Consider the following 23,667-nt stretch of genomic DNA (forward strand, 5'->3'; position numbering starts at 1 on the left):
CATTCATAGACGCGTAGCGGCTTGCCGCAGGGTACGAGAACCGCTATATGCGCCCCTACCCATGAATGTGTAGCAGGTATTTATATGGCGCAATCACCGTCACCACAGATAAAAATTCCTTTTCTCCACTCCCTACTCCCTATTCAAATGCTTGAGAATCAACGAGCAAACATCTGTCGCCTCAATGCGATTTTCACCAATTAAGTGAGTTTGATGGGTGATAAATAGAGGCCCTTCATCTGGAGAAGTGCTAATGTGACCGTGAGAACCGCGTACAAGGGAAGCATCCAGGGGAATCACATCCATTAAGTAGCGAAAACCGAGTTGTTTCTTAAGTAATTTGAGAGCAATTTTTCCTTGAGGAAATTTAATTTGCGGATCAAGGAAAAGTTCTACAGGATCGTAACCAGGTTTGCGGTGGATATCTACAGTTCTAGCAAAATCAGGCGCTTTATTATCATCAAGCCAATAATAATAAGTAAACCAAGCGTCAGGCTCGGCGATCGCCACCAACTCTCCCGATCTAGGATGAGCAAGATGGTAGGTTTGTTTACCCTCTTCATCCAGTACCTTGGCTACGCCTTCAGTCGCTTCTAAAAGCGATCGCACTTTTCGGATATATGCTGGATCATTCACATATACATGAGCTATTTGATGATCGGCAACAGCAAAGGCAATGCTAGCACCAAAATCGAGCAATTCTCGCCCCAATTCTTCCCGCACAGCAATTAAACCATTTTCCCGTAGTATGCGGTTGATATCCACAGCTTTAGAAACTGAAGTAATGCCATACTCAGAAAGAATAATTACCTGAGTATTACGTGCTTGATAATATTCAATTAAATCGCCACAAACAGCATCAATTTCTCGCAAATCAGCTTGGATGTGTTTTTCATCATGACCAAATTTTTGCAGACAGTAATCTAAATGTGGCAGATAAACTAGTGATAATGTAGGGCTATAATGTTCCTCAATCCATTTTGCTGAATTGGCAATCCATTGACTAGAACTAATGGTAGTTTTTGGGCCCCAAAAATCGAATAAAGGAAAGTTTCCTAAATCAGATTGAATTTGCGATCGCACATCACTAGGATGGGTATAAATATCAGGTAATTTTCTCCCATCTGCGGGATACATCGGGCGCGGCGTAATGGCATAATCGACTGAAGAATACATGTTGTACCACCAAAAAAGGTTAGCACAAGTGAAATTCGGATCAATTAATTTAGCTATTTCCCAAACTTTGGGAGCCTGCACTAGTTTATTAGACTGCCGCCAAAACTTCACTTCACATTCATCGCGGAAGTACCAACCATTAGCGACAATTCCATGCTCCTCAGGCAATTTTCCTGTTAAATAAGTAGCCTGAACAGAACAAGTTACAGCAGGTAAAACTGTTGCGATCGGGACTACTTGCCCAATAGCCGCCCAAGAAGATAAAAACGGTGTGTTTTTTCCTAGTAAACTGGGCGTTAATCCCACGACATTTAGAACAACAGTTTTCTGCATAAATTAATCTCCTTTTAATTTGCCGCAAATTCTTTTAATACCCACTCATATTCTCGCTGAATAGAAGTCAGCAAATCTATCTTCATTTTTGCTGGTAATACATCCCAAGTGTAAGTCTCAATTTCTAAATGTGAGCAAGTATTGTTTTTTTGAAGTAGATGTAAAACAGTAGCAATGTCATCTTGGGTAGACTGCAAAATTTGATAATCATGAATAAAAATTGGGACATGAAAGTGAGTACGCCATTCTTCAGCTAAAGATTGTTCTAAATGCGGTAATGCAGTTATTAAGTCAGGATAGTGATGGAGTGTACCATCGCTGCGACGTTCTATTACTTGGTGAAGATAAGTAGATTCAGCAAAAGGACGTAAGCGTTCAACTATCAAGCTACGTTTTTCAACATCAGCAGGGATTTTTACTTTAATTGCGGCGCTGATTTGAATTTTGCCAATTTTAATTCCTGCCGATTGGAAACGCGCAAATACAGATTGCGATTCCTCATATTCAACTGAAAAATGGCAAGTGTCATAGCAAACTCGAACATGTTCTAGCAATTTGTTTTCTGCTAAACTCTGTTCAATCTTTAATTTTTGTGATAAGTAATTACCGCCAATTGGTAATAGCCAATTTTGATAGAAATCAATTACTTCTGAGGTATTTTCAATTAATCCATCAGGCTCAGGTTCTAAATCAATATGGAGTATCTTTCCTGTTTCTTCGCAGATGCGAATCATTTCTACAACAACTGATGCTATATTTAAACAACTCTTTTTCAGAACTGTCTCCAAAGTTGCTTGGTCTTCTTGCCACCAAGGTTTATAAGATAATGGCAGCGTAGAAATTCCGCCATCAAGTTTTTCTGGTAATAGAGTAGCTAAAATTTGTACTAAGTTTAATGTATAATCAACCCGTTCTTGTGTAGACCAATCTGGTGCATAAACTTGGTCTTTTACTACCTGTCGATGGAATCCGCCATAAGGGAATCCATTTAAAGTAAAAACGTATAAATCTTCTTGACTAAGCCACGCTTGGAATTGAGCCAAGTTATTATTTTGTAACAGTTCTTTAGCAGCTGCATCTGCTAATCTTAAACCAATACCAAAAGGTGCTGTCGGTGATAAACGTGACTTGAGATTGGGAACATATTTTTCTAAATTGGCGAAAACCTCTAGCCAACTTTCGCCAGTATGAATATTGCTGCAATAAGTTAAATGAAAGTTGCTGTTTTTTGTAATTTTCATTTTCTAGATTTATCCCTTGTATATGTAATCTATTTTCTTTGGCTTATACTATTTCACAACATATCTGTCATATATTCATTGGTATGGGCGCATGGATGTGCGCCCATACAGCCGATTCATAGTATTACTGGGTGTATGCATTCAAATTTAAGTAACAGCAAACATTTTTGCTAACTTCATCGAAAATGGTAGCAAAATTAGAACCAATAAACCGTAATACAAACCAGCAAAACCAGATGCAACAGTTGCATCTAAAACTATTAGAGATAACACGCCTATTTTCACGGCATTTCGGATATTTTCGGCTACTGGTTCACGCGCAGCTTTGATAAAATTAGGCAAAACTCTGATAGCTAATAAAATAGCAAATGGTAATGCTGCGATCGCTGTATACTCTCCTAATAATCCTAAAGCTAAAACTGCCGTCAAAACTATTGCAATCAGCAGTAATGCGAGTACTCCTGTAATTTTCTTACCTCCGTGAACTTCACCTTGACTAATTGCGGTGATAGCAGCAATGTAAATAACAGGAATCAGCGCTAAATACCAACGTTCTCCTATCATTGCTGGTACAGCACTTACGCCTAATAATAAGTTACTGCCACGACACAAACCCATATTTAAAGGGCCAAAAAAAGGATGATGTTTGGCGAGTGAATTATACAGTAGGCATGAAAGAGTGATAAATATAGCGATCGCACCACTTAACAACGATACTTGAAAAGCAGCTATAATTCCGATCGCAAACAATATACTGCCCAATAAAGTAGCATTTTCACGAGATACGCGGCCACTGGGAATTGCTCTCTTTGGCCGTTCTTTTGCGTCTAATTCAGCATCAAAAACATCATTAAAAACTATACCGCCGCCGTATAAACCAGTTGTAGCTAATAACAACCAAGCTAATGGAATTAGTATGGTAAAACTTACTTCTCCATTGATTAATTGAGCAAAAATAATCCCAGAGCCACAAGCAGCAAAACCAACAAGAATATCCGCCCAAGCAGTAACAATATTAGCAGGACGCATCAATTCCAGATAATTCCGCCAGCTTTGAAAATTTAAGCTTGCAACATTCACTTATCTGCCTCCGTACCTAATAATTTATCAAAATAAACCGCATATTACAGATGAATCAAATATATATGCAATTCCTCTTCCCACTCCCCACTCCCAATTTTTTACTCAATCAACACATAATCTGAAACTGATTTGATTCCTGGTTCTTGTCCTCGCAACACAGAATTGCCATTGAACAACTGACGCTGATCAATAGATTGGGGATTGAGCCAGTCTGATGCCTGCATCTGCCCAGTTTGACTGTAAGCAGCTAGGGCGTTTTCATAACAAACTGCTTGTACATGTTTTTCAGGAATGCCCCTATCTAACATCAACTGAGCCGTTTTTGGGACTGCCAAAGGATCGCTAATACCCCAATCAGCGCTACTATCTACAATGATCCGATCGCGTCCATACTTACGGACAACTTCAACCATCCTGGCGTTACCCATCTTCGTCTGTGGATAAATTGTAAAAGCTGCCCAAAAACCCCGTCCTAATACTTCCTCAACGGTTTCCTCGTTGTTGTGGTCAATAATTACTTGTGAAGGATCTAAGCCATATTCAATACAGCGATCCATACTCCGAATAGCACCCGCCTTTTTATTACGATGAGGCGTATGAATTAGCACCAACATATCGAGTTCTTTGGCTAATGCTAACTGTTGACAAAAGTACTTATCTTCTGCTTCTGTCATGTCGTCGTAGCCAATTTCACCAATGGCAACAACTCCTTCTTTACAGGCATAAAGTGGTAGCAGTTCTATAACTTCTGCTGCTAGTGCCTCATTGTTAGCTTCTTTCGGATTGAGACCAATTGTGCAGTAATGTTGGATGCCAAATTGACTAGCACGAAACCGTTCCCAGCCCACAAGACTGCTGAAATAGTCTTTAAATGTGCCAGCGTTTGTTCGTGGCTGTCCTAACCAAAAGGCTGGTTCAATAACAGCGACAATGCCATATTCCCGCATTACTAAGTAATCGTAAGTAGTGCGCGAACACATGTGAATGTGAGGATCGATAAACATCATGGTTGTAATGATTGGGCATTGGGAATTGGGAATTGGGCACAAGACGCAGAGGGGCGGGGTGCAGAGGGGAAAACTCTTCTCCCTTGCTTCTTCCCCACTCCCTTTTATTTGTAAACAAAAAGGCGTTAGCGCAGCTCGCCGCTGGCATCGCAGCTAAAATTATTCCAAGTCAAATTACCTTTTTGAATGGATGACTCTAAATCTGGGTAGCGAGAAAGTAATGCTTGTGCTTGGGGTAAAGCAGACTCAGCACAAGCTAACGCTGCTGCTTCTTGCTCGTGTATATCCCCATTAGCCAGTACTTTTTCCAAATCTGTAATGATTGCACTATCCGCAAACCGTCCTACAGGTCGCCAAAGTTCTGGCGTAACTGAGCGTTTAGCTGCCCAACGTTCATGGGCATAGTCTGCTAACATTCTCGCCAATTCTGGATTAGCACGCCGATCCAGTCCCCAAATTAGATGTAAGGGACTACCAACAAACACAGCCTTTAGCACCATCTGATTCCAAGCAGCATTATCTAAATAATCTGCTGGATAAGGGTTTCGTAGTGCTATGGCTTGGAATACATTACTCATATTGCTGCGAATTCCTTCAGCAGCGCGATGGCAATGTAACTCTGGATGTGGTAATAGCGGCAAACTTTGATAAAGGACAACTAACTCCCCCATATCGGCAGTGGAGAAGAATTTATCAAGCGATCGCACATAGCCCTCAGCATCATCATGGGGCAAAGCTAGAAGCAAGAGTGTACGACCTGCTTGATCTACACTCCAATGACCAGGATACCAACCGGGAATCGCATCCTGGGCTGCTTCCAAGTCCTGGAATGTTAGCTGCAAATCCTCTTTACCTAGATAACGCGGCACACCACTAAAAGCCGTAAAAAATACTCTCTCAGCAGCACCGCTAGCAATCTGTGCCTGCTTCTGTTCCAGCCAAGCAAAAGCTTTCTCTGAAACAGACTTTAACAGCCAGTGATGCAGTAACTTGTTTACTTTACTCATGATGAATTTTAGCAGAAGTTGCCCAACTTTTTTGTGACAACCAAGTATAAAATCTAGCACTAAACTTGATACTTTGTGATTCAAGCAGCTAGTTAATATACTACTGAAATTATAACTTCACTGAATCTATAAAAATCTCCTGACTTTCAATAAGATACTGTAAAGATACCATTTCAATTAGATAAAGAATCAAATTTATTGACGAAATAAAATTAGAATTAAATGTAATAATGATATCCATAAATAATTATAAATATAAAGTTTAAGCAATCAATAAAGTTGTTATATAAATGTGATTTTTAAGTTTATAAATTAAAGTAAACAAACTTCAAAATTACGATATGTTTATTAGTTTAGTTTTGATAGTAAGTTATTTTAAATCTAAAATTTAAAATAACTTAATTTTCCAATTTGCTCTCATTCCAATCTCAAGACTGCATATATTTACACTTATTTAATAAGTAATATCCAATGGTTATTCAACAAAAAACTGCTCTTAATCTGCAACCAATTAACCAATGTGTTCGCGTAACCTTTAATTATGATGTTCACTTTACTAGAGGTCTGTTTCAGTTAGATAATCCTTTACTTGCACAAGCGATCGCCACAGATGGGGAAACAGCCCCAAAACAAGTGCTAGCAGTGGTAGATGCAGGATTTTTACAGTATCAGGATGGGTTGCTAAAAAAATTATCAGTTTACGCTCAGTATTATGAAGATGTACTAACACTGACTGGTGAGCCGATAGTAGTTCCGGGTGGAGAAGCAGTCAAGAACGATTCTAGATTTATAGAACAAATTCATCAGCAGATAAATGCAGCTGGATTGTGCCGTCACTCCTACATCTTAGCAATTGGAGGTGGAGCCGTCCTAGACATGGCAGGATACGCAGCAACAACAGCTCACCGAGGAATTCGGCTGCTACGAGTACCAACAACAGTATTAGGGCAAAACGATTCGGGTGTAGGGGTAAAGAACGGAATTAATGCCTTTGGCAAGAAAAACTTTTTGGGTACATTCATGCCACCTTATGCTGTCTTGAATGACTTTGATTTTCTTACTAGCCTTGACGATCGAGATTGGCGATCGGGTATTGCAGAAGCCGTAAAAGTAGCGCTGATTAAAGATGCAGATTTCTTCGATTTCATTATGTCTAATGCCGATAAATTGGCTAATCGAGATATGGACATAATGGAAAGGTTGATCTATCGCTGTTCTCAGTTGCACTTAGAGCATATTGCTGGTAGCGGCGACCCCTTTGAAATGGGTTCATCGCGTCCTTTAGACTTTGGACACTGGGCTGCTCACAAACTAGAGCATTTAACTAATTACAGCCTACGTCATGGTGAATCTGTAGCGATCGGTATTGCTTTAGATACGACCTATTCATATTTAACAGGGCAACTATTACAATCTCAGTGGCAAAAGGTTCTAAGTACACTCAAGAAACTAGGCTTTACTTTGTATGTATCAGCACTGAGAGAACAATTAGATCAACTAGACCATCCGCATTGTCTATTTCGGGGGCTTACCGAGTTCCGTGAACACTTAGGAGGAAAATTGACAATCACTCTTCTACAAAGAATCGGGCAAGGAATAGAAGTTCATCAGGTGGATTTGTCTTTATATAGAGATGCTATTTTGCTGCTGCAAGATTGGGAAGTTTTGCATTAATTTTTCTCTGGATGCATCGCCCAATTTTCCAGGCGATCGCGGTAATGCGATTTTGCTTGCCCAAAAAGATTGGTCTGCAATTCAGGAGACTCTTTACTTATTATCTATCCCTGGAATGCGAGAATCTATCAAAGAAGGACTAGCAACCCCCCAAGAATGTGATGGGGAGTTGGATTGGTGAGTCAGCCAAGGTCTGAGGAGCCACTTCTAAACCTTGAAGGAGCTAGTTGGAGGTTGATATGAGGTTATCCAATCCGAGCAAGTAGTTAAGATAATTCGCATGTGGACACATTACGAGTAAGTTATCTCCTCAACCCCCCTTGGTGTTCACAATGAAAACCTCGATTCTCCCAAGCTTGCATATCTACTTCGGTAAGTCTTGTTACATTTGAGCATTGCGGTTGAATAATTTGACTTACAATCGCCCAAAATAAGCTGCGTGTTACATCTAATCCAGTTTTGACCCAAGATTCATGATTACCAGGAACACCCAACTCCTGAACGATCTCTGTCTCTACCCAAATACCATGAGCGCCCAAGAGAATCTGTGCCATCCATTTTGCTCTGGGTAAATGACTTGGCGAGGTAATCAACATGACTTTATGCACTCCCCAACGTCGCAAAATTGGAATACCATAATAAAAATTTTCAAAGGTAGAATTCGCGCAGTTTTCTAACCAAACGTTTTGTAACCCTGCTAATTCCGCCTGAAAAATTAACCATATACAGGGGTCTGGGGAACCATGAGAAATTAAAATTGGGGTTTGCGGGTATTGTTTTGATTGTTGGGCAACATAGGTTTCTCGATGAATACTCCCACCAAGCACAAAAAAGGCATCTACTGGCTGCGAAGAAGCAAAAACTAAGGTTATAGTGGTAAAAATCAGCCAAGCGCCCAAAACAAAATACAATCCACTAGTTAGTTTTTGTAACGATTGCCACAGACTAGTAAAAATTTTTTTAATAGAAATTAACGATTTGATGGTAAATTTACGTTTCATGACTTAGGTAAGAAAAGCTGATTTAATGGCAGTCTAACAGTACTGCAATTCAGTGATCAAAGTGCTATCTTATAGAAGTAATGAAAAAGTACAAAAATGACGCTGATTAAAGTGTCACATGTTCAGTATAGCCTTCCGGAGAAAGCTAACAAACTGAGAAATGGTTGTTAAGAATGCAGTATTTTCGGCATCATTCAACGATATAAATGATGAAGGGAGCAGAGCTTAGTTTGGGGTATAAAAACTTAAAAATCTGTTGAAAGCCTGATTGCTAAACTTGTCAATAACACAATTATTTCAGCTAATATACATGAACCAATCTGCGAAAAGTTACTCGCCGCTCCAAGTAGCCTTGATTGGTGGAGCGATCGCCACTACTGCTACTATGTCTTTGTTCGGCACCGCTTGGACTCGTGGTGTCCGGGCCGCTCTAGCTCTACAAGACAGCCCGAAAGTGATAGTTGACCAAGTATGGCAACTGGTGAATCATGAATATGTTGATGGCAAATTTAATCAACAAGATTGGCAAGCAACCAGACAAAGCCTGTTGAGCAAAGACTATTCTTCTCGGGAAGAAGCATACACTGCCATCCGCGAAGCTTTACAAAAGTTGGGAGATCCTTATACTCGATTCATGGATCCCAAACAGTTTGAAGCCCTGACTAGCCAAACATCTGGGGAAGTCTCTGGTATTGGCATTCGGATGGAAGTAAACGAAAAAACTCAGCGCCTCACTGTTGTCGAAGCCATAGAAAATTCTCCGGCGTTAAAAGCTGGGATCAAAGCAGGCGATGAAATTTTGGCAATTGATGGCAAACCCACTCTCAAAATGAAAGTGGATGATGCTTCTAAGCTAATTCGTGGCAAAGCGGGTACTCCCATCAAGCTAAAGCTGGGACGGGCGGGGCAAAATGCCTTTGATTTGAAGCTGACAAGAGCAAGCATTGAAGTGCCAACGGTACGTTATACCCTCAAGCAAGAAGGGAATCGCCGCGTTGGCTATATCCGTTTGCGAGAATTTAGCGCTCACGCCGCAGACCAAATGCAACGAGCCATCCGCGATTTGAACACTAAGAAAGTTGATTCTTATGTCTTGGATTTGCGGGGAAATCCTGGCGGGTTGTTACAGGCGAGCATTGAAATTGCGCGAATGTGGTACGATAACGGCGGCATTGTCAAGACAGTAGACCGTGTGGGCGGCACTGAAGAAACTAAAGCCAATCGCACTGCTCTAACAAATCGTCCTTTGGCGGTCTTAGTGGATGGTAATTCAGCTAGTGCTAGCGAAATCCTCACAGGGGCACTTAAGGATAATAAGCGGGCGGTAGTCGTAGGTGGTCAAACCTTTGGTAAAGCCTTAGTGCAGTCAGTTCATGAACTCGCAGACGGTTCCGGCTTGGCAGTTACTATAGCCCATTACTATACCCCGGCGGGAACGGATATTAACCATAAAGGGATTGCCCCAGATATCAAGCTAGACTTGACAGAGGCACAAGAGCGGCAGTTAGCTTCTAATCCAGATTTAATCGGAACTAAGAGTGATCCACAATATGCCCGTGCGATCGCAATTTTATCAAATAACAACTTTGCCCAACCGCCAGCAAATCAGCCCACTCGACCCCTGAGCCGCGCCGATAAACTAAAATTTTAGGTGAGTGATTTGTTTCCAGGTGTTTATATAGTAGTATTCCCAAATCCAGATTTTTGGAGTTATGAAAACTGCTTGATATACCTTTCTAGGATTTTGGATTGGGAATACTAGCTAGTAATCTCATCTCTAAAATCTCAGATTTATGAATCATCAGCCAGTTGATGCAACCACCGCCACCAGTTTTTTACCAATGGTGTCGGTGGTTGTTCCTATTTATAACGGTGAGGCAGATTTACCAGAGTTAATCAATTGTCTGTTGTCTCAAACTTACCCGAAAGACCGGGTAGAGTACTTGTTGGTAGACAATAATAGTAGCGATCGCACTCTCCCCATCCTCAAAACATCTGCCGAAAATTGCCCCATCACAATCCGCCCATTGAGCGAAAACCAAATTCAAAGCTCTTATGCTGCTCGTAATACTGGGATTCGCGCCGCTACAGGTGAAATTATCGTTTTTACTGATGCAGATTGTCGTCCACAACCGCAATGGTTAGATACATTAATTAAGCCTTTTGTCAACAAAGAAGTGGTAATTGTCGCTGGTGAAATTTTGGCACTACCAGGTACAACTCTGCTAGAACAGCACGCAGATCGTCAAGAAACTTTGTCGCAAAAGCATACCCTAAACCATTCCTTTCGTCCCTATGGTCAAACCGCTAATTTAGCGATTCGACGCATTGCATTAGAAAAAGCAGGTTTATTTCGTCCCTATCTTACCACTGGTGGCGATGCCGATATTTGCTGGCGGATTTTGACTCAAAACATCGGGCGTTTGGAATTTGCGCCGAATGCGATCGTTCAGCACCGCCACCGCGCCACACTTCAAGAACTGCGAAGTCAATGGCGGCGCTATGGACGCTCAAATCGCTATCTGCACGAACTGTACGGCGTAGATTTGATGCGAGATATTACACTCAAAGAATGCGGCTATCGTTTGGCACGTTGGTTAGTCAAGGAAATACCAAGGGATATGAAAAAAGCGATTGCGGGTAAAGCCACCCTTGTAGATTTATTAAATACTCCCATTGGTTTGTTCACTGTTAGGGCGCGTGCTGCTGGGCAACGAGACGCCAAGTTGCCAGAAAATGCCAAGATAATTGATCGACTTTGACAATATTAGAGCGCTGGAATATGAGCAGTCAGTTCTGTAGGGAGTAGAAAATGCCCTCAGATTGTTAGTTGCTGGCTCACAAACTCCCGTTCGACCGTCGCAACTCTTGGAGACGCTGCACGTAGCTTGCTTCGACCTACTAGGAGTACGCTCCAATTAAAAATTGTGTAATAGGACTTACGCAAGCTCTACGATTCTTCTCTACGAGACGCTACGCGTTGGCGGAAGCCTCTCGTAGAGATGGCGGTTCGATAAATTAAGCTTTCTAGCACTTTTTGCCTAAGTCCTATGTAAAATTAAAAATTGAGAAAAATTCTTAAATCAATTCTTAATTTTTAATTCCCCGAACGCGAACAGCGTCTCCAAGAGTTGGGGTTGACTTCCGCCTTGCGGTACTAGAGCGTTGGTCGTTTACTTTCGAGGATTTCTGTTGCTTTCTGGACAGAAAGTGGCCGGTAGAATAAGTAGCCCTGTACATCCTCACAATTAATAGTTCTCAAGAACTCCAGTTCCTCTTCTTTTTCTACCCCTTCGGCTATCAACTTCAACCCCAAGCTGTGTCCCAAGGTAACTATCGCCTTGATAATATGAGCTACTTTAACATCCTGCGTCAAATATTGAATAAAAGATTTATCTATTTTCAAATTGTGGAGTGGCAAAAGCTGTAGACGCGAGAGCGAAGAATGACCCGTACCAAAGTCATCAATGGAGATGCAAACACCCATTTGCTGTAGATCCTTTAACACCGTTTTGGTAAAATCTAAATCCTCAATGGCTGTGGTTTCCATAATTTCTAATTCTAAAAAGTGCGGCTCTAGACCCGTTTGTTCTAAAACTGTAGCTATAGTCTCTACCAATTTGGGTTGGCGGAACTGCTTAAGAGAAAGATTAACAGCCATCGTTATGGGTGGCAATCCTGCATCTTGCCAGATTTTATTTTGAATACAGGCTGTCCGCAGCACCCATTCGCCGATGGGGACAATTAATCCACTTTCTTCGACCAGGGGAATGAAAACACTAGGTGCGACCAATCCCATCTCTGGGTGCTGCCAGCGCAATAAAGCCTCCATACCAGTAATTTCTTTTGTAGCAATGTTGACACGGGGCTGATAGTGTAGCGTAAATTCATTGCGTTCTAGGGCATAGCGCAAGCTCTTTTCTAAAGTCAGGAGTTCAGGATTTTTAGCACTGAGAGAAACACTATAGAATTGGTAGTTATTCCGCCCTTTGTCCTTGGCGTAGTACAAAGCGGCATCTGCGTGCTGGATTAGTGTTTCGGCGTCAGGACTGTTGTTATCAAGCAACGCAATACCGAGGCTGGCAGTCACATAAAGTTCATGGTCTTGGAGATAGAAAGCATTCTCCAATGCCTGTAATATTCTATACGCCACTAGTGTTACCTCTTCAATATCATTGACTCGCGGGAGTAAGATAGTGAACTCATCACCTCCCCAACGGGCTATAGTGTCTCCGCTTCTGAGTGAGCCTTGTAATCTTTGAGCGACGCTTTGTAACAATTGGTCTCCCAGAGTGTGCCCTAAAGTGTCATTAATCACCTTGAAGCGATCCAGGTCGAGGAAGATCACAGCTAAACTTTCACCATTCCGAGTGGCGTTGGGAAGAGTTTTATTAAGCAGCTCATTAAATAGTAGGCGATTGGGCAACCCTGTCAGCATGTCATGTAGGGCTTGATAGCGAATCTTTTTTTCTACTTGCTGACGTTGCCGCGCACCAATGATACTGGCGGCCATCGTCAAAAGGGTAGATTCTTCGTGCTTTGACCAATGACGCTCAAAGGTGCAGTCTGCCAAGCCAAGGTAACCCCACAACTCATTCTCCAAGCAAAGAGGTACCAGGAGAAGGGATTGAATGCCATCTCGAATCAGGAATTCTTGTTCGGCGGCAGGAAATTGTTGGGTCAGTCCGCTAATCGACTTGCCGCTAGAGAGAACAGCGTACCAACGAGCTAATCCAGAACCTTGATAAGGCTGATTCTGCCAATATTCGTAAGTAGATTCAGTAGAAGGATGTGTCCATTCAAACCGCAGGCTGACTACTATTTCTCCTGTAGCAGGATGGGGATGGTTCTGAAAGAGATAGGCACGATCTGCTTTGGCAGCTTCACCCAATACAGCTAGAGCTAGATCAATACCAGCTTCATAATTCATTTCCCCAAGCAAATAATTGGCAGCTTCTGCAACTGCCTGTAGCAAGCGATCGCGCTGACGTAGTTCGGCTGTGGCTTGTTTTTGCTCTGTAATATCCCTAATAATAAAAGTTCTAATTAAATCACTTTCAGGCAAGTAAAGAACGGATTGTTCAAAAACTTCTGTACCTACTTCCACCTCTCGCACAAAAGAATTATTTTTTCCAGTATTTGTACCTAGAAGTCCTGTTAAAATCGGGTGTTTTGTTCCAATTTCCCTTAACTTGGGAAACTTGAGAGCTGCGGCTGGATTAAGATAAGTGACTCTTCCCTCCAAATCCATTTCAATGATTGGATTGGGGATGAGTTCAGGGAAGGATGCTAGGCGAGCTAGAGCAGACTCACTAGCTACTTCAAAGCTGGGATCGAGAGCTAAGGTTTGAAAAGGATTGGCAGGACTACCTTGCTCTGATAGGAAACCAGATAAGTCTTCAACATCAAAAGATTCAGAAAATGCTCGTTCTGAAATGTTAGAAATAGCATAATATTTAGCTTGAGCTTGATTACTGCCAAAGGCAATGACATCTCCACTTCTAAGATTATGGGAAAAGCATTTAGTGCCATTGACAAATAAGCCATTAGTACTCCCCTTTCCCTTATAGTTACCATCAATAATCTGAAAGCCATATTGATCAGTCTCTGGAACAGTTACTCGCAATAAAATTGCATGTTGCATTGATACTGACCGGGAAGACAAGATAATAGTGTTTGCGGGATGCCGCCCCAGAGAATAAGTAGTCTCTTGCAAGGGGACAGTTCGCCGACCTTGCAGGTCTTGAATGACCAACAGATGGCGTATTTTTTCCCGCTCGTTTCCTAGCATGGTTGTTCCTCAATTTTTCATGTCTTAGTCTGAATAATCCTACTCCCACAAGTTCCAATACCGTTAGGTTAAAGCTAACCTTTCTTAAAAAGCAGGGGATTCAGTTTTGCGATAGAAGTTCTAGCTGTTTTCTCTATTCATACATAATTTATAAATTTTCCCCCTTTGTCCATATCATCTAAGCTTGTCTTTCTTAGGATACCCAGAATAAAATCAAACGCTGAATAGAACACTTAGTATATTTGCGGATCTTTATTCTGAGTGTGGGAAAACTCTAAATTAAATAAATAACGGTCTGATTTTTATTTTTTAATCAGTCAAATAGTCCTGTTTTACAGAATTAATTTTGCAAAATAGATTAGAGCAAGGCAGGAATTAAATAAATTGGGGGCATCCCAGTAGGGAAAAATATCTGAGGATTTGAAATCGCGCGCCAGTTCCTTTAATGGAGCAAGAATTCCAATTGGCGCAGCCTATGTTAGAGAAGGCAAGGGAAGGAGAATGAACCCTTAAATTTTAAAAAGGATTATAGAATAAACTAAAATACAGTCCGTTTTCTTGTAATGTTCTATCATTCGAGTTAACAGATACTAAAGGAATGCCCCAGTCAAGACGAACGGTAAAGCGATCGCCTTGTGACCAACGCAACCCCAGACCAACAGCAGCTAGAGTATTAGGGTCGGGGTTCTCTCTACCAGAACTGTTCCAGCCAACACCAAAATCTACAAACGGGACAACCTGTAACGTGCTATTTATCTGGGGTAAGCGCAGAATCGGTACTTGAACTTCCGCAGAAACAAAAGTGCCATTATCTGTGAGCAAATAATCTTGACGGTAACCCCGAACGCTATCCTGCCCACCTAAGCCAATTTGTTCTATAGGTAAGAGTGTTCTTGATGCTAGTTGGGTATTTAAACGAAGTAAAAGTAAAGTTTCAGGAGCTAAGAGGCGTGCCCACTGCGCTTGCCCTTGCCAAGCAAAAAAACGGCTATCAGGAGGATCTTGATTAACCGTGGCATTCAACACATCTATACCCAAACTGAATTGAGAGCGTAGGGCGATGACTTCACGGCTATTACGATTCGTCCATTCTTGAAAAAATCGCAATGCAGATACTCTGGTACGTCCCTGTTCATCAGATCCAGGTGAAAGTACAGAGGGGGGAACTGGTGGGTTCTCTCTCTGTAGTATCCACGAGATATCACTTTCGCGTCGAGAAGCTGTTAAGCCAAGAGCGAATTCTTGTGTGGGAGTTTGAACTATGGGCTGGCGAAATGTCAATTCGTAGTAGCGAGATGCCGATTCGATATCTAAAGATTTAAAAGCAGGTTCAATGACATTACTCGATGTAGTGCCATAGTTGAAGGTAAGTGTCCCGTTGCGGGGATTGAGAGGCAGTATGTAACTAGCGTCAAAGGAGTTGCTACCATCAGTGTTGGTGTATCCTAAACTCAGACTATCTCCAAATCCAAGTAAGTTGGCTTCATTCAATCGTAATCCACGTCGGAAACTGCCAACACTAGGCGATCGCCCATTATCAAGAATTATTGGGCTACTAAAGGTTTTTGCCTCGCTGATTTTGACTTCTAAGAGACTCGAACCAGTCCGCGATCCTGCGGTGAGTTCAGCAGAGACGTTTTGAATCAAAGGATTAAGTTGCAAAAGTTGCAGTGCCTCTAGTAGACGTTGCCGATTCAGAGGTGCTGATGTAGCTATTGCTAGTCGGCTACGGACATAATTCGGATTCAACCGCCGAGTTCCAGTTACCTGGATATCTTCTAATTTACCTTCGACCACCTGAATTTTTACAACACCGGATTGGATTGTTTGGGGCGGGATATAAGCACCAGAAGTAATGTAACCATTTTGGACGTATAAATCAGTAATTTTAGAACGTGCTTGATACACTTGGGTCAGTGAGATCGGTCGTTTGGTAAATTCAGCAGTGGCGAGGGCTAACTCTTCGGGACTGAAGACTGTGCTACCAACAACTTCAAACCGTTCAACAACAATAGTTTGAGGAAAGTTGCCAGGGAGTGGTTCATCAGGTGTGGGAGTTGGGGTAGAGGGTGGAAATAGTTCTGCTGGCGGGGGGAGTGGTTGTGGTGGTTCAGGTGATGGAACTGGCGAAGGTGAGGGTGGTTGGACATCCTGTGGCGGTGGAAGTTGTTGTGGCAGGATGAAATTACCAGTTGGTAATTGTGTAGTATCAACAGCTTGAGCTTTCACTGGACTAGAAATTATGCTGCTGAGTAATAGAAGCATACTCAGTGGTAAGCAGGACACTATAAGATTTTGAGGATATTTATCAATCATCGCACCGGGCTATTTTTTGTTAGAAACTATAGGATTATTCAAAGACTGTTTCAGATGTGAATCTTACTTCATCTTTTGTCACTAAAGTTGATATCTTGGTCAAATTTCAATTTAAAAGCTAAATCAACTGGTTATTGCAGACTTAAAACATTGATAGTGTTTGAGCTGCATAAGCAAGCAGATATATTGGAATTATCTGTTGCTGCGGGAGTACGGTGTAAATCTACCTACTATCTCAACTAACAATACTTGGGGCAAAATCCCCTTGTTAAAAGTAGGCAAACTTGCGTTTTGTTATGGTTTAGGGTTACTGCATATCCCTTTGCTGAAACATTCCCATCAATTTACGTTTACGAGCGTGGGTTTGCATCAAGTTTTGACGATAGCTTAACCACTCAGCTTTATTTCCAGATTCCAAGTAGGCATTACGTGCCTTTTTCAACCATTCAACTGCGTAGTAGTAGTATTCGGCTTTACCTGCATCCATAATCTTTTCGGCACGGAAACGAGCATTAGCAATTACCCAACTAGGATTGTGAGGGATAGCAGCAGCCATGACTCGATGAATCAATTCTGAATTATAAGAACTGAGTTCACTAGCGATCGCAATTGCATCATCAATTAGCCCCTCATGCAAGAATATATCCACCTTGGCTGATTCTGTTCCCCCACCACTGACAGTACGAATAATTCTCAGCAGGTCTGTTTTGACACTTTCCCAATTTTCTCCAGCCAATTCTGCCATCTTCTGGTAGTCAAAAAAGGAGGGCTTCACTTGAAAAGCCACCTTGATTGCTAATAAAGCAGCTTCACTATCACCCAACTCAATAGCCAAATCACTTGTCCAAATCCCCAATTCATACTGACACTTACCCGGTAAATTTAATCCACTCTGGGCTATATTTAGTGCTTGCTGTAATGCCCCTTGAACGCTGAGTGTTTTCGCTAGGGCAAAAGCCTCTTCGATTGAGTTCATCTGGGTTTGAGCAGCATCAATTGCTTCTTCTATCCTGCCTAAACGCCCTAGCATTGTCAGATACTGCTGGGTTTGCCCTTCCGCTTCTGCTAAATATAAGTATTCTTGGTAACGTTCCTGACGTTCGAGGATTTTTAGGCGAATTAGTGCCAAATCATCCGCGTAGTCTGGCACGTCTTCTTCCCAAGCTCCCCTTTCAGTAATATTACCTTGGAGAACTTGCACCAGTGGTGGATAATCCCAACCTTGGCGTAAAACCTCCATAATCATGCCAAAATCAGCATTCCACTCATCTTGCCAAGCTTCTAAATTTATTTGAATATCAACTTTTTCTTCTGGGGTGAGTTCAGCACTGAGAATTGCTTTACACCAAGCATTATTTAATTCCCCGACAAGTTCATCATTTTCAGCACCGTATTCTGCAACATCATCCCAATTTTCCACACAGGTAGAGGTAATCGCTTCTAAAATGGCGATCGCATTTTCACCCTCTCCCCGTTCACTAAAATCTACAGCAGTTTGCACTACACTCAGCAATTCTTCACCAATTGGGTCTTCTTCGCACCCTTCCTCAAAGTAGCGCACGGTATCTTTGAGAATCTGCCGTACTTGCCGCCGAAAGGGAGCCGGATCAATAGTAATGCGAAGCACAGGCTTTGTGTTTTTTTGCTGAGTAGGAGGATTAGTCATCCAAGCTACATGCCGATCAATCACCTCAATTAGTGGTGGGTATTCTGTTACCAACTCTTGCAGCAGCCTTTGAGTTTGGATATGATCCAGGTGATTAAGTAATTGTTCTAGGGTGGGGCGCTGCTCAATGTTTTCTGGGTGACGCGCACAAACAAGCATTGTCGCTACAATGTGTTTGCACCACCCGTCAAAGTTGTAGGCACAGGTGCAGTTTACTGAGGTTAACCCACTGCGATCGAAACTCAGGTTGACATGATAAGGTTTAGCTTCAGTGCCTACAACATCTGCCTGAAGCAGATCACCACGTTGGGTAACTGTATTGACAGCACCAGCCTCATAGTATGCCTCGCCCCGTTGGAAAGATTTGGCGTTGGCATGACGGCGGATAGTAAATTCACTAATTTGGGGAATAGACATCGAGCGATCGCCTGCGTAAATCTTCTGGATGAATCCTAAATCCAGCTTAGTGTTAGGCTAACGCGCTGTAAAGAAATTCAAAGTTATGGATATGGAGCAAAACAGTGCTGAGTGCTGAGTTAGGAGTTAGGAGTATCGATAACGCTTGTAGAGACGTTGCAATGTAACGTCTCTACACACCATAACATCCCACCAATAACCTTAACCGAACCGTATTGACCATATCACCTTGACTTTTGACTTTCCCGAACGCGAACAGCGTCTCCCCAAGAGTTGGGGCTGACAGGGCTATCCTCAGTCCTTTTGTAGTATCAAAAAAATAAGTATATAGATTTGACTATAATTACTGAAAACATCCATATTTTCGTCAGAAGCGAGTGAATCATAATTGTGAAGCAACACCCGAACCTGAAATTAGTAAACAGTCAGCAGTGAACAGTTCTGATGGTCTATGGTGAGGGATTTAGAGTCAAGTAATAAAACTGATAACTGTTAAAGGGGTTGCGCTGATTGTCGGTCAAGTTGAGAATAAATAGGCGAAGCACACGGGGAAACTAACGTGAGTCAAGGATTTGATTACGATTTAGTAATTATCGGCGCTGGTGTAGGCGGACATGGCGCAGCCTTACACGCTGTAAGTTGTGGTCTGAAAACAGCGATTATTGAAGCTGCTGATATGGGAGGAACCTGTGTTAATCGGGGCTGTATTCCTTCTAAAGCGCTACTGGCAGCATCTGGACGTGTGCGGGAGTTACGTAATGCCCACCACCTGAAGTCATTGGGAATTCAAATTGGTAGCGTAGAATTTGATCGCCAAGCGATCGCTAATCATGCTAATAATCTCGTCTCAAAAATTCAAGGCGACTTAACCAACAGCCTCAAACGTTTAAAAGTCGATATTATCAATGGTTGGGGAAAAATCGCTGGGGCGCAAAAAGTCTCTGTTACCGGAGACGGCGGTGAAAAAACCATCACAGCCAAAGACATCATCCTTTCCCCTGGTTCAATTCCTTTTGTGCCTCCAGGAATTGAAGTAGACGGCAAAACTGTCTTTACCAGCGATCAAGGCGTTAAGTTGGAGTCTCTACCAGACTGGCTAGCAATTATTGGCAGTGGTTACATCGGCTTAGAATTTTCTGATATTTACTCAGCTTTGGGTTGCGAAATCACCTTGATTGAAGCCCTAGATCAGTTAATGCCAGGATTTGACCGAGACATTGCCAAACTTGCCGAACGGGTACTGATTACTCCCCGTGATATTGAAACCAAAGTGGGGATATACGCTAAAAAAGTCATCCCCGGTTCACCAGTGGTGATTGAATTAGCAGATTTCAAAAGTAAAGAAGATGTAGATGTCATCGAAGTAGATGCTTGCTTGGTGGCTACAGGACGCATCCCAGCGACCAAAAATCTTGGTTTGGAATCTGTGGGTGTAGAACTGGATCGGCGGAATTTTATCCCAGTTGACGATCGCATGGCAGTACTATCAGCTGGTGAAGTAGTACCGCATTTGTGGGCAATTGGCGATGCTAATGGGAAGATGATGTTGGCACATGCGGCTTCTGCTCAAGGCATCATCGCTGTAGAAAATATAGTTGGGAGGGAAAGAATAGTAGACTATCGCAGCATCCCGGCGGCGGCGTTTACCCACCCAGAAGTTAGCTATGTGGGCTTAACAGAAACCGCAGCTAAGGAGTTAGGACAAACCGAAGGTTTTGAAATCGCCACAAGTCGGAGTTACTACAAAGGGAATTCCAAAGCATTGGCAGAAAATGAAGCCGATGGGATTGCCAAGGTGATATATCGCAAAGACACCGGAGAAGTTTTGGGCGTCCACATTTTTGGACTACACGCCTCAGACTTAATTCATGAAGCCTCAGCTGCGATCGCAAACCGTCAATCTGTCCAAAGTCTCGCACATCTAGTTCACGCGCACCCGACACTTTCGGAAGTGCTGGACGAAGCTTATAAACGAGCCATTTAGTTATTTGTCCTCTGTCATTTGTCCTTTGTCAATAAACAAGGACAAATGACCACTGACCAATGACCAATGACAAATGACCACTGACAAATGACAAATTATGCAAATCCGTCGCCGTTCACCTAACCCAGCTATTGATGTATCGATATTGCGTTATCAGGCTGTCGTACCTGATGCCGCGCCAAACAACATCTTGGAGGAAATTGTCTGGCAGAAAGAAATAGAATATGACCAAATGCGAGAAAAAGTTCCTTTGCAACAATTGCTGAAACAGGTACTGACTGCGCCGCCAACCCGTGATTTTGTCGCCGCCTTACGGCAAGGTAAGACTAAGCCAGCATTGATTGCCGAAGTTAAAAAAGCTTCACCAAGCAAAGGCGTTTTACGAGAAGATTTTGATCCAGTAGCGATCGCCCTGTCTTATCAGCAAGGTGGTGCTAGTTGTCTTTCTGTGCTGACAGATGTCAAGTTCTTTCAAGGTAGTTTTGAAAACTTAGCCAAGGTTCGGGCTGCTGTAGATTTGCCCTTACTGTGCAAAGAGTTTGTCGTTTATGCTTACCAGATATACTTGGCACGGGTTCAGGGTGCAGATGCTATTTTATTGATTGCGGCTATTTTGAGCGATCAAGATTTGAAATACTTCCTTAAAATTGCTAACAACCTGAAAATGGCAACCTTGGTTGAAGTCCATAGTTTGGCAGAACTTGACCGTGTATTAGCCTTAGATGGGGTCTCCTTAGTAGGAATCAATAATCGCAATTTGGAAGATTTCTCTGTTGACTTGCAAACTACTTGCCAACTTTTAGCTGCAAGGGGTAGCCAATTGCAGGAGAAAAACATCCTTGTTGTCAGCGAGTCAGGACTACACAACCCAGATGATCTGAGTCTGGTACTGACAGCAGGTGCATCGGCTGTACTCATTGGAGAATCTTTGGTAAAACAACCAGATCCCGGCGCTGCCATCGCCCATATATTGCCGAGGAATTTCTGAAATAAACATCTCCCCTACGCCCCTTAGCATAGGGCAACTAACTGCATACAATAGTTGGTCAATTGGGTACACTATGCGTGGACACGCAGCACATTGCCATCAAATATCATCATATCTTTGTCAAATCTTCATTGCTAATCAAATCAAAGCCATAAGCAACTAGTTATTTCTTATGTAACAATTTATTGAGAAAAGCTAGACTCTGACTAATACAAAATCTTAAATATGAAATCAAAAGTTAACTTCATGGAGCAAATTCCTCTACCTTCTCCTATTCACTACGAACTTATACTTCAACTTTTAGAAAGACAAACCATGTTAGCTGTAAATGATAATCCAGATTTACGGCATCAGGTCAATCAACTAATTATTACTCTGCGTAAAGCTGCCGTACAGCAAAAACGCCTAGAAGAAATTTGCGAGTTTTCCTCTATGACTGTTGATCACCGTTGGTCAATCAACCATCATCAGGATAATAAAGTTGTTGCTCCCGATTGAAGCTGATAACTTAATATTTCAACCTCAGATTTGGCATCTTTGTTAAGTTAGTTTACCATCTTCAGAAAGTGTCTCTGTGTATTGAAGGAGCCAGTATTCAAAACTTCCGCCGCACTTGCTTGACTCAAATGCACAGTTTGAGGTGTGATTTAAAATGATTCTACTTACAGAATCTCTATGTAAAAATATCTATAAATGCTAGATGAAGATTTTAAATCAGTAATCGGTCTGAATGCTTAGATTATATTTGATAAAAAGGTTACTTGATTAGCTAATTTTATAAATTTATACATAGTTATTTATTCTCTAAACTTTAATTCAATTGCTTACAATTTATACAATAATTCTCTTAATGCCGTGGAAAAAATCTCATCTTTATAAAAATTTTAGCTATGAAAAAGTTCATATAGATTTATAGGAAACTGTAAATCAGCTAAAATATTTATGAGATTCTCTCTCGAATTCGACGAAAGATGAAATATAACAGCATTCACGAAATTCTCAGAAATAATCAGACTTGGGTTGCCGAAAAACTAGCTATAGATCCAACTTACTTTCAAGAATTATCTAGTGGACAAACACCACCTTTTCTATACATAGGATGTTCTGATAGTCGTCTGGCATTAACAAAGTTTACCCGTACAGAACCAGGAGAATTATTTGTACATCGTAATATTGCCAATCAAGTTTCTCTAACGGATATTAACTTTTTAGCCGTTTTAGAATATGCGATTTTACATCTTGGGGTAGAACATATTATCGTTTGTGGTCACTACGATTGCGGAGGAATTAAGGCGGCTTTAGAAGGAAGAACCATCGGTATTCTTGATAACTGGGTAAATCCGATTCGGGAACTGTATTTACAGAAACAAGAAGAAATTGATGCCTTGCCAACAAGAGAAGAACGTCTAAATCGTTTGGCAGAAATCAATGTTGTGGCGCAAGTGAAAAATCTTTACCAAATTCCCATCATGCGTCAGGTACTCTATGAGCGAAAAGCGCCTATGGTTCATGGCTGGGTACTAAATATAGGTACTGGGTTGATTAAAGATTTGAACGTTTCAACTGTGCAATGGCAATTGCACATTTGCCCTTTGCTTCTAGAGTTTAGACTCTATGCTATGTTAAAAAATGACAGCTAAATCGGTATTAATTAACACACAAAAGCCCATATCTTTAGATTCCAAAGCTTTACCCAAGGTAGTCACCTTGCAGGTAATTTATTTTTCTCGTTTTCATACTCTGCATAGAAATGTATTTATTGAGGCTGTGACTCAATTTATCACTGTATGCAGAGCCTCAAACCTACCCCTACAAAGAATTATTTCTTAGCAATTATCCATACTGCGTGAATAATCCCAGGAATGTAACCAAAAAGTGTCAAAACTATATTAATCCAAAAATCTATACCAAAACCTACTTGCAAAAAAACTCCCAGAGGCGGTAAGAAAATGGCACACAAAATCCGAACTAAATCCATTTAAA

At 41.7% G+C, this 23,667-nt stretch carries 17 protein-coding genes and 1 pseudogene; 8 read left to right on the forward strand and 10 right to left on the reverse strand.

Annotation, left to right across the window (positions count from 1 at the left end):
• Window positions 1–132: 132 nt before the first annotated feature.
• The 5 genes from ACFE90_RS02305 to ACFE90_RS02325 form a co-directional block, all read right to left on the reverse strand.
• Window positions 133–1,509: an alkaline phosphatase family protein gene (locus ACFE90_RS02305; protein WP_375497353.1), complete on the reverse strand. Its 1,377-nt coding sequence runs from the start codon at window positions 1,507–1,509 to the stop codon at window positions 133–135.
• A 14-nt stretch (window positions 1,510–1,523) separates the two neighbouring features.
• Entirely contained in the window at window positions 1,524–2,750 is a 1,227-nt protein-coding gene (eboE, locus tag ACFE90_RS02310) for a metabolite traffic protein EboE (RefSeq protein ID WP_375497355.1), read from the reverse strand.
• A gap of 147 nt (window positions 2,751–2,897) precedes the next feature.
• Window positions 2,898–3,830, reverse strand: coding sequence for a UbiA-like protein EboC (eboC, locus tag ACFE90_RS02315; protein WP_375497357.1), 933 nt, complete (start codon window positions 3,828–3,830; stop codon window positions 2,898–2,900).
• A 101-nt stretch (window positions 3,831–3,931) separates the two neighbouring features.
• Window positions 3,932–4,840: a TatD family hydrolase gene (locus ACFE90_RS02320; protein WP_375497359.1), complete on the reverse strand. Its 909-nt coding sequence runs from the start codon at window positions 4,838–4,840 to the stop codon at window positions 3,932–3,934.
• Window positions 4,841–4,965: 125 nt separating this feature from the next.
• Complete coding sequence (locus ACFE90_RS02325; RefSeq protein WP_375497361.1) at window positions 4,966–5,847, reverse strand: EboA family metabolite traffic protein; 882 nt, start codon at window positions 5,845–5,847, stop codon at window positions 4,966–4,968.
• 471 nt (window positions 5,848–6,318) lie between these two features.
• Here ACFE90_RS02325 and ACFE90_RS02330 point away from each other — a divergent pair, with 471 nt between their 5' ends.
• Window positions 6,319–7,521, forward strand: coding sequence for a 3-dehydroquinate synthase (locus ACFE90_RS02330; RefSeq protein WP_375497363.1), 1,203 nt, complete (start codon window positions 6,319–6,321; stop codon window positions 7,519–7,521).
• 31 nt (window positions 7,522–7,552) lie between these two features.
• Window positions 7,553–7,702, forward strand: a pseudogene (locus tag ACFE90_RS02335) (type II toxin-antitoxin system Phd/YefM family antitoxin); the annotation flags it as partial.
• 121 nt (window positions 7,703–7,823) lie between these two features.
• On the opposite strand, the gene ACFE90_RS02340 reads toward ACFE90_RS02335, so the two are convergent.
• A complete protein-coding gene (locus tag ACFE90_RS02340; protein WP_375497365.1) occupies window positions 7,824–8,522 on the reverse strand; it encodes a YdcF family protein in 699 nt (232 codons plus the stop codon).
• Window positions 8,523–8,832: 310 nt separating this feature from the next.
• Between ACFE90_RS02340 and ctpB the strand changes: the two genes are divergently transcribed.
• The gene (gene ctpB, locus ACFE90_RS02345; protein WP_375497367.1) at window positions 8,833–10,173 is read left to right on the forward strand and encodes a carboxyl-terminal processing protease CtpB; all 1,341 of its coding nucleotides are present in this window, start codon (window positions 8,833–8,835) and stop codon (window positions 10,171–10,173) included.
• Window positions 10,174–10,315: 142 nt separating this feature from the next.
• The gene (locus ACFE90_RS02350) at window positions 10,316–11,284 is read left to right on the forward strand and encodes a glycosyltransferase (RefSeq protein ID WP_375497369.1); all 969 of its coding nucleotides are present in this window, start codon (window positions 10,316–10,318) and stop codon (window positions 11,282–11,284) included.
• A gap of 395 nt (window positions 11,285–11,679) precedes the next feature.
• Here ACFE90_RS02350 and ACFE90_RS02355 read toward each other — a convergent pair whose 3' ends face one another.
• The 3 genes from ACFE90_RS02355 to ACFE90_RS02365 all read right to left on the reverse strand — a co-directional run bounded on the left by ACFE90_RS02355 (window position 11,680) and on the right by ACFE90_RS02365 (window position 18,712).
• Entirely contained in the window at window positions 11,680–14,313 is a 2,634-nt protein-coding gene (locus ACFE90_RS02355; protein WP_375497371.1) for an EAL domain-containing protein, read from the reverse strand.
• Window positions 14,314–14,829: 516 nt separating this feature from the next.
• Entirely contained in the window at window positions 14,830–16,578 is a 1,749-nt protein-coding gene (locus ACFE90_RS02360) for a ShlB/FhaC/HecB family hemolysin secretion/activation protein (protein WP_375497373.1), read from the reverse strand.
• A gap of 358 nt (window positions 16,579–16,936) precedes the next feature.
• Window positions 16,937–18,712, reverse strand: coding sequence for an SWIM zinc finger domain-containing protein (locus tag ACFE90_RS02365; protein ID WP_375497375.1), 1,776 nt, complete (start codon window positions 18,710–18,712; stop codon window positions 16,937–16,939).
• 559 nt (window positions 18,713–19,271) lie between these two features.
• Here ACFE90_RS02365 and lpdA point away from each other — a divergent pair.
• From lpdA to ACFE90_RS02385, 4 genes are all read left to right on the forward strand, one after another.
• Window positions 19,272–20,696: a dihydrolipoyl dehydrogenase gene (lpdA, locus tag ACFE90_RS02370; RefSeq protein ID WP_375497377.1), complete on the forward strand. Its 1,425-nt coding sequence runs from the start codon at window positions 19,272–19,274 to the stop codon at window positions 20,694–20,696.
• Window positions 20,697–20,793: 97 nt separating this feature from the next.
• Window positions 20,794–21,684, forward strand: coding sequence for an indole-3-glycerol phosphate synthase TrpC (gene trpC, locus ACFE90_RS02375; protein WP_375497379.1), 891 nt, complete (start codon window positions 20,794–20,796; stop codon window positions 21,682–21,684).
• Between the two features lie 246 nt (window positions 21,685–21,930).
• Window positions 21,931–22,182, forward strand: coding sequence for a DUF5340 domain-containing protein (locus tag ACFE90_RS02380; RefSeq protein ID WP_190914598.1), 252 nt, complete (start codon window positions 21,931–21,933; stop codon window positions 22,180–22,182).
• 473 nt (window positions 22,183–22,655) lie between these two features.
• Window positions 22,656–23,324 (forward strand): carbonic anhydrase, encoded by a 669-nt coding sequence (locus tag ACFE90_RS02385; protein WP_375497381.1) that lies wholly within the window; start codon window positions 22,656–22,658, stop codon window positions 23,322–23,324.
• 179 nt (window positions 23,325–23,503) lie between these two features.
• Here the strand turns inward: ACFE90_RS02385 and ACFE90_RS02390 are convergent, their stop codons facing one another.
• Window positions 23,504–23,662 (reverse strand): YqaE/Pmp3 family membrane protein, encoded by a 159-nt coding sequence (locus ACFE90_RS02390; protein ID WP_099065790.1) that lies wholly within the window; start codon window positions 23,660–23,662, stop codon window positions 23,504–23,506.
• Window positions 23,663–23,667 lie beyond the last annotated feature (5 nt).

Origin of the sequence: uncultured Nostoc sp., assembly GCF_964245445.1 — a bacterium.
In the GTDB taxonomy this organism is placed as follows: Bacteria; Cyanobacteriota; Cyanobacteriia; order Cyanobacteriales; family Nostocaceae; genus Nostoc.